The sequence below is a fragment of the Chryseobacterium sp. WLY505 genome, from assembly GCF_030846215.1.
In the GTDB taxonomy this organism is placed as follows: domain Bacteria; phylum Bacteroidota; class Bacteroidia; order Flavobacteriales; family Weeksellaceae; genus Chryseobacterium.
The window spans coordinates 245325-257790 of record NZ_JAVCWI010000006.1 but is presented as its reverse complement, the minus strand read 5'-3'; the positions used below and the strand labels follow the sequence as shown (position 1 = coordinate 257790).

The window sequence follows — 12466 nt, the reverse complement described above, 5'->3', positions numbered from 1 at the left end:
ATTTTATTTTTAAAAAACCTTTATCTTTACGATAAAGGTTTTTTTGTTTTCTACCCAGCTCAATTCATGAGTAATGAGTAATGAGTAATGAGCACTACATCGATTATTCATTATTCATCACTTGTCATTTATCATTGATCACTTATCACTTATCACTTATCACTTATCACTTATCACTTATCACTGATAGCGGACAGCACACACTCCAATAGTCACTCCGTAGGAGTCTAAACAGAGTTCTTCTTTCTTAAAATGCTTCGACTCCACTCAGCATGACATTGCTAATACTAGCTGTTAAAAAACTTAGACATTATCCTGTCATTTTACATCCTTCAAACCTCTCATACATAAACCTTGATTCCTAAGGTATGACACAATGGTAATAAAGGTATATCTGTACGTATCCTTTTTCTATAGAAATCATGAATTTTTAAACACATACTGATAACTGGTCCTAACCCCGGAACTCGCAACCCGAATTAACCATCACCTATTAATCACCGGCAAGCTATTCACAAAACTATTTCCTTCTATTACACTGTTTTCCTCGAATAAATTCAATAAGTTTGTACTAGTTTTCCAAAAATAATTATAATGTCAGGAAATATTCTGATCATCGATGATGAGATCAAACTCCTTAAATTACTAGGAATGATCCTTTCCCAAGAAAATTTTAATGTAAAAGAAGCGTCTACGGCACGTTCAGCAATGACGATGCTGGAGCAATATGAATTTGATGTTGTTTTGAGCGATGTGCGTCTGCCTGATGCATTTGGAGTAGAACTGGTAAAGTCTATCAAGAATAAATATCCTCAAATTGAAATTATCCTGATGACGGCATTCGGTAATATTACGGATGCAGTGCAGGCTATGAAGAATGGAGCGTATGATTACCTGGTGAAGGGAGATGATAATGAGAAAATCATCCCATTGGTATATAAAGCTCTGGATAAGGTAAAGGATAACAAATCAAAGGTTGTTTCGCAAACTGCAACAAAAGGTTTTGATCAGATTATTGGTAAGTCACCTTTAATTTTACAGGCTAAAAAACTGGCTGAGAAAGTAGCATTAACCGATGCTGCTGTTCTTCTTACAGGTGAAACAGGTACAGGAAAAGAAGTTTTTGCCAGTGCTATTCATGAAGGAAGCGACAGGAAGAAGAATAGTTTTGTAGCCATCAACTGTTCAGCATTCAGTAAGGAGATTCTTGAAAGTGAGCTTTTTGGTCATAAACAAGGTGCTTTTACTGGTGCTTTGAAAGATAAGAAAGGATTGATTGAAGAAGCTGATGGAGGAACTCTGTTTCTGGATGAAATAGGTGAGATGCCGATTGAACTCCAGGCAAAACTGCTCAGGGTTTTGGAAACCAGGGAATTTATCAAAATGGGGGAAACTAAAGTTTCAAAGTCAGACTTCAGATTGATTGCAGCGACCAACAGGGACCTTGTAGAAGAAATAAAGCATGGCAACTTTAGAGAAGATCTCTATTTCAGGCTGAATGTATTTGAGATTACACTCCCGGCATTAAGAGAAAGAAAAGAAGACCTGAAAGCTCTTGCCAAAAACTTTGTAGATATTTTTTCAAATAAACTTCACTTGTCCTCGGTTCAGGTTGATCTGGAATATTATAAAGTTTTAGAGAGAAATGACTGGAAAGGAAATATTCGTGAGTTGAGAAACGCTGTAGAACGCAGTTTGATTTTAATGGATAATAATATTCTTGATGCTGAAAGTCTTCCTCATTATTCTGAAAAAACAGTTCCTGAAAGTGATTCTTTAAGCATCCGTTCACTGGAGAAAATACATATCCAAAAAGTATTACAGTATACAAAAGGAAATAAAGCAGAAGCAGCCCGATTACTTGAGATCGGTATCGCCACGCTATACCGTAAACTGGAAGAATACGGATTGAAATAAATCTTTTATCATTTTAATAAAGAGCCTATCATTTTGATAGGCTTTTCTGTTTTTATATAGTTTGGTATTTTGTTTTAATTTACTGTAATTCAATTTCTTGTGTGTTTATTTTTCAAAATGGACTTTCTTTTGGCATATAGTCTCTGAATAAAATATTTAAAAATGACAATTTCAAGAAAAACGTTTAAAAAACGGGAGCATTCTACTTTTAGTTTGCTGATTGTATCGTACGTATTGTTGACTCTTTTAACCCTAATGATTAAGATATGATGCTCATCAGTTTAATTCTGCTTTTTGCAGTGTTGTTTTGGCTTTTATGTAAATCAGTTGAATTTTTTGATAGAATATAAATTATGTGGAGTTTATTTTTCCTCTCAATACTTGCCTTTGTGTATATCTGTTATGTTTTAATTAAACCTGAAAAATTTTAATTGGTCATGAATACAGAAATTTTAGGCATTATAGCAATGTTTGCTATCACGTTAGTTATCGGAATTTTTTTAGGGAAATACATAGCTAATGTTTATGGATACAAAAAAACTTTTCTGGATCCGGTTTTTGAACCCATTGAAAAGTTAATTTATAAAGTTTCGGGAATTAATCCTGCCCGCCAGATGAACTGGAAACAGAATATGTATGCTATGCTGGCGATCAACCTGATCTGGTTCATCATTGGTTTTCTTCTTTTGATGAATCAGGCCTGGCTTCCTTTAAATCCTGATGGAAACCCGAATATGTCACCCGATCTGGCTTTTAATACAACCATTTCATTCTTAGTGAACTGTAATTTACAGCATTATTCAGGAGAAACAGGAGTAAGTTATCTGAGCCAGCTTTATCTGATGTTTTTACAGTTTGTTACGGCTGCAACGGGAATGGCGGCTATGGCTGTTCTTTTCAAAGCTTTTAAAGAAAAAACAAGTACTGAACTTGGGAACTTCTACGATTATTTTACAAAATCAATGATCAGAATTCTTGTTCCTATCAGTGTAATTGTCGCTTTGATACTTTCTATCAATGGAAGTCCGATGACATTCGAAGGTAAAGATCACATTATAACACTGGAAGGCCAGAAAGCAGATGTCTCAAGAGGTCCTGTATCTGCATTTGTTGCAATCAAACACTTAGGAACTAATGGTGGTGGATTTTTCGGGGCCAACTCAGCGCATCCGCTTGAAAACCCTAATTATATCACCAATATGACAGAGATGGTCACACAGATGATTATTCCTTTTGCATTGGTATTTGCCCTGGGTTTTTATCTGAATAAAAGAAAACTTTCATGGGTAATCTTTACAGTAATGACGGTCGGTTTTCTGGCACTCACCATTCCGAATATCGTGAATGAAACAGGTGGAAATCCTTTGATTACGCAAATGGGTGCAGACAACAGTCTTGGAGCTATGGAAGGGAAGGAAATCCGCTTCGGTAGTGCAGCATCGGGTTATTGGAGTATTGCCACAACGGTAATTTCTACAGGCTCTGTAAACGCAATGCATGATAGTACGATGCCTCTTTCTGGAATGAACGAGCTCCTTGCGATGATGATTAACTGTTTCTACGGAGGCTGTGGAGTCGGAATTCTGAACTATTTCATCTTTATCATTCTTGCTGTATTCATCAGTGGGCTGATGGTAGGACGAACCCCGGAGTTTATGGGTAAAAAGATTGAGGCTAAAGAAATGAAAATCGCAATGATTGTGGCTTTATTCCATCCTTTCTTAATTCTTGCAGGAACAGCTTTAACGGCTTATCTCCCGGAATTTGGGGCAAAAACATTGAACAACCCAGGTTTCCATGGTTTCAGTGAAATGCTGTATGAGTTTACTTCTTCTGCAGCGAATAACGGTTCCGGATTTGAAGGACTTGGAGACAATACTCCTTGGTGGAACATCTCAACAGGAATTGTATTGTTACTCTCAAGATTCATCCCGATTATAGGACCTGTAGCGATTGCTGGACTATTAGCACAGAAGAAATATATCCCTGAAAGTTCAGGAACACTGAAAACAGATACAGCGACTTTCGGATTTATGACCTTGGCGGTGATTCTACTGATTGCAGCACTGTCTTTCTTCCCTGCATTGACTCTAGGGCCTATTGCAGAGCAGATTCAGTATTTCTCAAAATAAATATGAACATTAAAATTTAAAATCAATATTCAACCATTAAGGATGCTGAAGAGTTTGAGAAAGCTAGTCTGACACTTACTGAAACGTTCACTTATATTATCCATATCTATCCTTATTATTAGGCAGACCTTAATGGTGATTATTGATTTACAATGATATAAACTCTTTCAAAAAAATGAAAAATCAGTCACAAACATTGTTTCAAAGAGATTTGGTCAACGAAGCGATCAAACAGTCCTTCGTAAAACTGAATCCGAAAATTATGTTTAAAAATCCGGTAATGTTCCTGGTGGAAATCGGAACTATTGTCATGTTTATCGTAAGCATGTTCAGCCTTACCGGTGATCAAACCCAGGGAAGCTTTTCCTATAACTTTTTAGTATTTATTATTTTATTTTTCACCGTCCTGTTTGCCAACTTTGCAGAAGCTATTGCAGAGGCAAGAGGAAAAGCGCAGGCTGATACCCTCAGAAAAACAAGGGAGGAAACGCCGGCCAAACTGGTACTTGATAACAAGCCGGGATTCCAGGTAGAAACAAGGCTGAAGATGTCTGCTGAAATGACATTAGGCGATATTTTCCTTTGTGAAGCTGGAGATCAGATTCCGATGGATGGTGAGATTATTGAAGGTCTTGCTACCATTGATGAGTCTGCTATTACCGGAGAAAGTGCACCTGTCATCCGTGAAGCGGGTGGAGACAAAAGTTCTGTAACAGGAGGAACGAAAGTATTGTCAGACAGAATTAAAGTAAGAGTAACCACAAAACCCGGAGAATCCTTTCTAGATAAAATGATTGCCCTTGTAGAAGGAGCATCAAGACAGAAAACACCCAACGAAATCGCATTAACCATACTTTTAGCAGGATTCACGCTTACATTTATTATTGTTACCCTCACTTTAAAGCCTTTTGCAGATTATGCGCAGACTCCGATTACCATAGCAGCATTTATATCTCTTTTCGTTTGTCTTATTCCGACAACTATCGGAGGTCTGCTTTCTGCAATCGGAATTGCAGGGATGGACAGAGCATTAAGAGCAAATGTGATTACCAAAAGCGGAAAAGCAGTGGAAACAGCAGGAGATATTGATGTTTTGCTACTTGATAAAACCGGAACAATTACCATCGGAAACCGTAAGGCAACCCAATTTCATCCTGCCAATGGAATTCAGCTTGGAGAATTTATTAAAGCATCAGCATTAAGTTCTGTAGCGGATGAAACACCGGAAGGAAAATCTATCATTGAACTGAGTGCTTTGAAATCTGAAGATCTATTGGTTGCTAATCCTACTTATATCGATTTTACTGCAGAAACAAGAACTTCAGGAATTGATTTTGATGAAACAAGAATCCGTAAAGGAGCTTATGATACGATAAAAAAACTGACTGAAAAAGCCGGGAATATCTTCCCGCAGGAAACCCAGGATGCGGTAACCAAAATTTCTGAAAACGGAGGAACTCCTCTAGTAGTAGCCGTTAACGAAAAAGTGTGGGGCGTTATTGAACTTCAGGATATTATTAAAACGGGAATTCAGGAACGTTTCCAGAGACTGAGAAAGATGGGGGTGAAAACGGTAATGGTAACCGGAGATAATCCTCTGACTGCAAAATTCATTGCAGAAAAAGCTGGAGTAGATGATTTTATCGCTGAAGCCAAACCTGAAGATAAGATGAATTACATCAAAAAGGAACAGCAGGAAGGTAAGCTGGTAGCGATGATGGGAGACGGAACCAATGATGCTCCGGCACTAGCCCAGGCAGATGTAGGTGTTGCTATGAATAGCGGAACGCAGGCTGCTAAAGAAGCCGGTAACATGGTAGACCTTGACAACGACCCCACCAAGCTGATTGAAATTGTAGAAATCGGGAAACAATTATTGATGACCAGAGGAACATTGACCACTTTCAGTATTGCGAATGACGTAGCGAAGTATTTTGCCATTATTCCGGCACTCTTTATCACTTTTATTCCTTCTCTTCAGAAGCTGAATATTATGAACCTTCACAGCCCGGAAACAGCCATATTATCAGCAGTTATTTTCAATGCGATAATTATTCCGTTCCTGATTCCTCTGGCGTTGAAAGGAGTGGCTTACAAGCCGATTGGTGCAAGTGCATTATTAAGAAGAAACCTTTTGATCTATGGGTTAGGCGGAGTAATCGTTCCGTTCATCGGGATCAAAATCATTGACCTGATAATCAGTTTATTCTATTAAAATTTTAAAAATGAAAAATCATATTGTTTCAGCATTCAGATTAACTCTTGTAATGTTGGTCGTTACAGGTATTTATCTGGCAGTTGTTTATGGAGGTTCTAAAATACTTCCTAACAAAGGAAACGGAGAAATTGTTTACAACAAAGGGCAGAAGTTTTATGCTAATATCGGGCAGGAATTTAAGTCTGAAAAATATTTCCACGGTCGTCCTTCTTCAGTCAATTATAACGCAGCAGGAAGCGGAGGAAGCAACAAAGGTCCAAGCAATAAAGAATATCTGGAAATTGTACAGAAAAGAATTGATACTTTGAAAATGGACAACCCTGAAATGGCTAATGCTAAAGTTCCTGTAGAATTGGTAACCGCCAGCGGAAGCGGACTGGATCCGGATATTTCTGAAGAAGGAGCTTTATATCAGGCAAAAAGAATTGCAAAAGTGAGAAGTCTTTCAGAGGAACAGATCAAAAGCTTAATTAATAATCAAACTGAAAAGCCTTTCTTAGGACTTTTCGGGCCTTCAAAAGTAAATGTTCTGAAGCTTAATATTGCTTTGGACCAGTTAAAATAATAAATTTAATAACCGATAATCATGTCAAGATTTTAAACCTTGACATGATTAACATACCTTAATAAAAGTGAAAAAATATTTAGTTATAGGAGCCGTATTGGGAATGTTTTTCTCAAAAGCCCAGTCATCAGATTCATTAAAAACAAGTAATAAAGTGACATTTTCCGCATATGCAGAACTTTTTTACACCTATGATTTTAATGAGCCGGGCAACCATATGCGTCAGAATTTTTTATACTCATATAACAGACATAATGAAATGAATCTGAATCTGGGATTGGTTAAAGCCAATTACCAGAGTGAAAATATCCGTGCCAATGTTGCTTTAATGGCCGGAACCTATGCCCAGGATAATATGGCAGCAGAACAAAATGCACTGCGTTATGTAAACGAAGCCAATGTCGGAATCAAAATATCAAAGAATAAGAATTTATGGATTGATGCAGGGATCATGCCTTCCCATATTGGATGGGAAAGTGCCATAGGAAAGGATAATGTGAATCTGACAAGAAGTTTAGCTGCTGAGAACTCTCCATATTTCGAAACAGGAGCAAAAATTTCTTATACCTCAGATAACGGGAAATGGTTTTTAAGCGGACTGGTACTGAACGGATGGCAGAGAATTGCCAAACCTGAAGGAAACCAGAGTATTTCTTTCGGACATCAGATAACGTATAAACCTAATGATAAAATTACTTTGAACAGCAGCTCATTCATAGGAAATGATAAAGCAAAACAAGATAAAAGAATGCGTTATTTTCATGATTTGTACGGAAACTTTCAGCTGACAGATCAGTTTTCGGCTGTATTGGGATTTGATATCGGAGCTGAGCAGAAATCCAAAGGAAGCGAGCAGTATAACATCTGGTACAGCCCGAATGTTCAGATGAAGTACCAGTTGGACAGCAAATGGGCACTGGCAGGAAGACTGGAATATTATAATGATAAAAATGGTGTGATTATCAGCACAGAATCTCCCAACGGATTTCAGACCTTCGGATATTCTCTCAATATAGACTATGCTATATTCAAAAATGTTGTTTTCCGTACAGAAGCAAGAGGTTTTACTTCCAAAGATGCCATTTTTGCCAGAAATGATGATTTTAAAAAAGGAAATTTCTATATAACATCGAGCTTAGCAGTCTGGTTTTAAAATCGGTTTAGCCACAGAAAATAGTGCTTAAAGTAAAATTAAAAAGAATAAAATCAATGTCATCAGCAAAAGATTTTTTAGAACTGATTCAAAAATCCCGTAAAGGAAAATTCAAAATTTATATCGGGATGAGTGCAGGTGTAGGAAAGACCTTCCGTATGCTTCAGGAAGCGCATTCCCTTTTGCGAAATGGCATTGATGTAAAGGTTGGCTATATTGAAACTCATGGTAGAGAAGAAACGGTAGTCCTTGTAGAAGGTCTTCCTGAGATTGAAAGAAAATCAGTCTTCTATAAAGGAAAAAATCTTGAAGAAATGGATCTTCAGGCTATCATCAACGAACATCCTGAAGTGGTTCTGGTAGATGAACTGGCGCATACCAACGTGGAAGGTTCCAAAAATAAAAAAAGATGGCAGGATGTGCTGGAAATCCTTGATAACGGGATCAATGTCATCAGTGCCATGAATATTCAACACATCGAAAGCCTGAATGAAGAGGTAAAGAAAATCACTGGAGTAGAAGTGACAGAGCGGGTTCCGGATAAGATTCTGGCACTGGCGGATGAAGTCGTAAACATTGACCTTACCGCTGATGAATTGCTGACCCGACTGAAAGAAGGAAAAATCTATAAAAAGGAAAAAATTCAGACGGCACTGAGCAATTTTTTCCAAAGCGGACATATTCTTCAGCTTCGTGAACTGGCTTTAAAAGAAGTAGCCACCCATGTGGAAAGAAAGGTGGAGACAGAGATTAAAACCGAAAATTTTAAACCGATAAAATTCCTGGCCTGTATCAGCAGTAATGAGAAAATTGCCAAAACAATTATCCGTAAAACAGCGAGATTAGCCAGCTACTATAACAGTCCATGGACTGTTTTGTACGTTCAGAAACCTTCTGAAAATCCGGAAAAAATTGCATTGGATAAACAGCGGTATTTAATTAATAATTTTAATTTAGCACAGGAATTAGGAGCCAAAGTAGTCCGCATCAAAGAAAGCAGTGTTCATAACGGAATTCTGGAATATGTGATTGCTCAGAACATCACCACGGTCTGTATTGGAAAACCTCACGCCAGTTTCTGGCAGCGAATGCTGGGGTACAGCTGGATTTATACCCTCATGAACAGGCTGAATGAAAGACAGATAGATATTATTATTTTATCATAAAAATAATGAAACTTAAAACGAAACTTACCTTAGGCGTTGGCCTTTTATTTTTACTGATTGTTCTGCTTTCAGTGATAGGTTCTGTATACATCAATAAATTAAAATCTGATACTGAAAAGATCCTTACAGCCAATTACAACAGCCTGGAGTTTTCCAAAAATATGCTTCTGGCGCTGGATAATATCAGTACAGACAGCACCGTTGCCGTAGCAGATTTTCAAAAAAATAATAAGCTTCAGGAAAAAAACCTTACAGAATTTGGAGAAAAGGAAGCCACACAGAACCTGAATCTTCATTTCAACAGCTACCTGAAAGCTCCTGATATCAATAAAGAAAAGCTCATCCGTGAAGATCTTTCGAAGATCATGTCTTTGAATATGAAAGGCATAGAACGGAAAAGTGATATAGCAATTATTACAGCAGAAAATGCCACTTTTTGGATCGTAAGTTTAGGAACCGTATGTTTTCTGATTGCTTTTATATTGCTTTTCAATTTGCCGCAAACCATTGCAGAGCCTATCAATCAGCTTACTTTCAGTATCAAACAGATTGCTGATAAAAACTATAGTGAAAGAGTTCATTTCAAAGGAAGTGAAGAGTTCAACAGTCTGGCAGACTCATTCAACAGTATGGCGGAAAAGCTTCAGGAGTACGAAAGCAGTACACTTTCGAAGCAGTTAATGGATAAAAAACGTATCGAAACACTGGTCAACAATATGCATGATGCGGTGATTGGTCTGGATGAGAATCATTTTATCTATATGATTAATGATGAAGCGTTGAAGATCACCAATCTCCATAAGGAAGATATTATCGGAAAAACGGCTCATGAAGTTGCGATCAACAATGATTTGATGCGCGAACTGCTGAAAAATATAGACCATCCGGTGAAAGATCCGATTAAAATTGTTCGCGATAACAAAGAAAACTATTTTGAGCAGGATATTATTCCTATCAATATTGTAAAGACAGGCGAAAAAGAGAAAAAATATATCGGAAAGGTAATACTCTTGAGAAATATTACGCCTTTTAAAGAACTTGATTTTGCCAAAACCAACTTCATTGCAACCATTTCCCATGAATTGAAAACCCCGATTTCAGCGATCAAAATGGGCGTTCAGCTTCTTGGAAACCAAAAGTTCGGAGAACTGAACGAGCAGCAGCAGGAATTGTTGAAGAGCATCAATGAAGACGGGCAGCGTTTATTGGATATCACTGGAGAATTGCTTAATCTTTCTCAGGTAGAATCCGGAAATATCAGATTGACTGTAGAAAAATGTTCTCCGAAAGAAATTGTACAGACTGCTGTAAAGAATGTAGAAAAGCTTGCTGAGCAGAAAAATATCTCCATCAGCACAGAATATCTTCTGGAAGACAGTGATACAGTGACTGCAGATTTTGATAAAACAGTCTGGGTGATGAATAATTTCCTGACCAACGCGGTAAAACACTCTTTTCAGGATGAAAATATTAAGATTGTAGTAGAAAAACTGAATACATTCATTCAGTTCAGTATTATTGATACCGGAAGCGGAATTGATGAAAAATACCACCGCCAGATCTTTGACCGCTATTTCCAGGTTCCCGGAGAACATCAGAATGGAACTGGCTTAGGCTTGGCAATTTCAAAGAATTTTATTGAGAAGCAGCATGGAGAAATAGGAGTGAAGAGTTCCCGGAATAATGGAAGTACGTTTTACTTCAGATTGCCAATTTCATAAGGATTATTGTTATATCTTTGAATAAGAAAATATTTGATTTTTCTTATTTGAAATTTGTAATTCTATCCTTTTAAATTCATGGATCCTTTTTTCTATTTGCCATTGGCAGGTATAGCATTTTTTATCATTTCAAGAATTTTCTTTTATACCCAGAAAAATAAAATTATTGAAAAATATCAGCAGCCGGATGCGGTAATTTTTAAAAATATCCATGGTACCATTGTTTCAGTAACTAAAGGAGGTCTTAGGTATAGTAAAAGACTTCAATGGTGTAGTTTTGAAATTGTCATGAATCAGAATTCTATGTTTTTGTTTCCTAAAGATTTTTATATTGTTCCCGGTAAATGTATTAATCTGAGATTTGGATCAGATCGCAGAAATACAATAAATCCGGAAGTTCTGAGAGAGTTTCATATACATGATAATTATGTGGAATTGATTCTTTATCCTGACTGGATGCCCAATACAAAACGTATAATTTCTTTGAAAGGATTAAACAAGGACGAAATTTTGCTGTTTCGGAAAGCTTTGATTAAAGAAGCCTAAACCGATATTCTTTATATTTGCGATAAAAATAACAATGAGAAAAAGTTTAGGACTCTTATTATTTTCAGTTGTACTGGGGATTCAGGTCTCTGCACAAACCTTCACAGTAGAACAGCTTAAAGGATTCAATAAACTGACAATGGATGAGTTTAAAAAGGAAATGAAACAGCTTCAGTTCAAATTTTATGACAGAACAGAAGGCTTAAGCTTCCTTTTAACCGAATACGAATCCCCGGACTATACCTCGAAAATCGGAAAGTTTGAATACAAAGAAGAAAAATCTGAAGATCGGATTGAGTTTGATTTTAAGGACAAGAAAGAATATGAGCAGTATCTTAAACTGATATTGGCTGCCGGGTATAAAGAAACTGAGAAAGGAAAGATTATCACCAAAGAGCTTTATGTAGATTACTACAAGAATAAGGAACATATCAGGCTGATCTTGCCTAAAGCAGGCGAAAGTATTCCGTATACCATTATTGTTTTTAAGTAAATAAATTTTTCTAAATTTGATCTTAAATCACATAAGATGAATACTTCAGATTTAAAAATTGATTTAATTAATAGAATTACCCAATTAAAAGAAGCCAGAATTATTGAAGAAATTCAAAAGATTCTGGATTTCGAATTGGATCAGAATGAATATATTCTTACTACCGAGCAAAAAGAAAGAGTTGCTGAAGGAAGAGAAGAATATAAAAACAAAGCATACCTTACGGAAGATCAGGCCAATCAGGATATTGAAGAATGGCTAAAAGAAAAGTAATTTGGACCATTAAAGCCAATAAAGAGAGAAAAGATATTCTCGAATATTGGATGTTAAGAAATAAATCTAAAATTTTTAGTATTAAACTTAATAAGCTGATCTTATATAATGTAAGATTACTAGCAGATCACCCTGCCATTGGAAGAAAGACAGATATTGAAAATGTAAGGGTAAAAATAGTAAGAGATTATCTGATATTCTATGAATTTTCAGCTTCTGAATTGATTATACTTTCAATCTGGGATGGAAGAAGAGAAAATAGGCGTGAATAATTACATTTAC

The 12466-nt window shown here is 36.6% G+C and carries 12 protein-coding genes; all 12 read left to right on the top strand.

Going from position 1 to position 12466, the window contains the following annotated elements:
* The first annotated feature begins 594 nt into the window (after positions 1-594).
* The 12 genes from RAH34_RS14785 to RAH34_RS14735 all read left to right on the top strand — a co-directional run bounded on the left by RAH34_RS14785 (position 595) and on the right by RAH34_RS14735 (position 12456).
* A complete protein-coding gene (locus RAH34_RS14785) occupies positions 595-1917 on the top strand; it encodes a sigma-54 dependent transcriptional regulator (RefSeq protein WP_306596625.1) in 1323 nt (440 codons plus the stop codon).
* Positions 1918-2270: 353 nt separating this feature from the next.
* Positions 2271-2348 carry a potassium-transporting ATPase subunit F gene (locus tag RAH34_RS22800; protein ID WP_077415921.1) on the top strand — a complete coding sequence of 26 codons (78 nt, stop codon included), beginning with the start codon at positions 2271-2273 and terminating at the stop codon, positions 2346-2348.
* 6 nt (positions 2349-2354) lie between these two features.
* Positions 2355-4049 (top strand): potassium-transporting ATPase subunit KdpA, encoded by a 1695-nt coding sequence (kdpA, locus tag RAH34_RS14780; RefSeq protein WP_114822586.1) that lies wholly within the window; start codon positions 2355-2357, stop codon positions 4047-4049.
* A 175-nt stretch (positions 4050-4224) separates the two neighbouring features.
* Positions 4225-6264, top strand: a complete 2040-nt coding sequence (gene kdpB / locus RAH34_RS14775; RefSeq protein ID WP_306596623.1) for a potassium-transporting ATPase subunit KdpB — start codon at positions 4225-4227, stop codon at positions 6262-6264.
* 10 nt (positions 6265-6274) lie between these two features.
* On the top strand, positions 6275-6832 hold the full coding sequence (gene kdpC, locus RAH34_RS14770) for a potassium-transporting ATPase subunit KdpC (RefSeq protein ID WP_114822584.1): 558 nt from the start codon (positions 6275-6277) through the stop codon (positions 6830-6832).
* 103 nt (positions 6833-6935) lie between these two features.
* A complete protein-coding gene (locus RAH34_RS14765) occupies positions 6936-7985 on the top strand; it encodes a porin (protein ID WP_373427987.1) in 1050 nt (349 codons plus the stop codon).
* A gap of 56 nt (positions 7986-8041) precedes the next feature.
* Entirely contained in the window at positions 8042-9151 is a 1110-nt protein-coding gene (locus RAH34_RS14760) for a sensor protein KdpD (RefSeq protein WP_306596620.1), read from the top strand.
* 5 nt (positions 9152-9156) lie between these two features.
* Positions 9157-10872 (top strand): ATP-binding protein, encoded by a 1716-nt coding sequence (locus tag RAH34_RS14755; protein WP_306596619.1) that lies wholly within the window; start codon positions 9157-9159, stop codon positions 10870-10872.
* 78 nt (positions 10873-10950) lie between these two features.
* A complete protein-coding gene (locus RAH34_RS14750; RefSeq protein WP_306596618.1) occupies positions 10951-11418 on the top strand; it encodes a hypothetical protein in 468 nt (155 codons plus the stop codon).
* A gap of 34 nt (positions 11419-11452) precedes the next feature.
* On the top strand, positions 11453-11911 hold the full coding sequence (locus RAH34_RS14745; protein WP_306596617.1) for a hypothetical protein: 459 nt from the start codon (positions 11453-11455) through the stop codon (positions 11909-11911).
* Positions 11912-11947: 36 nt separating this feature from the next.
* The gene (locus RAH34_RS14740; RefSeq protein ID WP_002981680.1) at positions 11948-12184 is read left to right on the top strand and encodes a hypothetical protein; all 237 of its coding nucleotides are present in this window, start codon (positions 11948-11950) and stop codon (positions 12182-12184) included.
* The gene (locus RAH34_RS14735; RefSeq protein WP_227944216.1) at positions 12166-12456 is read left to right on the top strand and encodes a type II toxin-antitoxin system RelE/ParE family toxin; all 291 of its coding nucleotides are present in this window, start codon (positions 12166-12168) and stop codon (positions 12454-12456) included. Before RAH34_RS14740 ends, RAH34_RS14735 begins: the two co-directional genes overlap by 19 nt.
* The last annotated feature ends 10 nt before the right edge of the window (positions 12457-12466 follow it).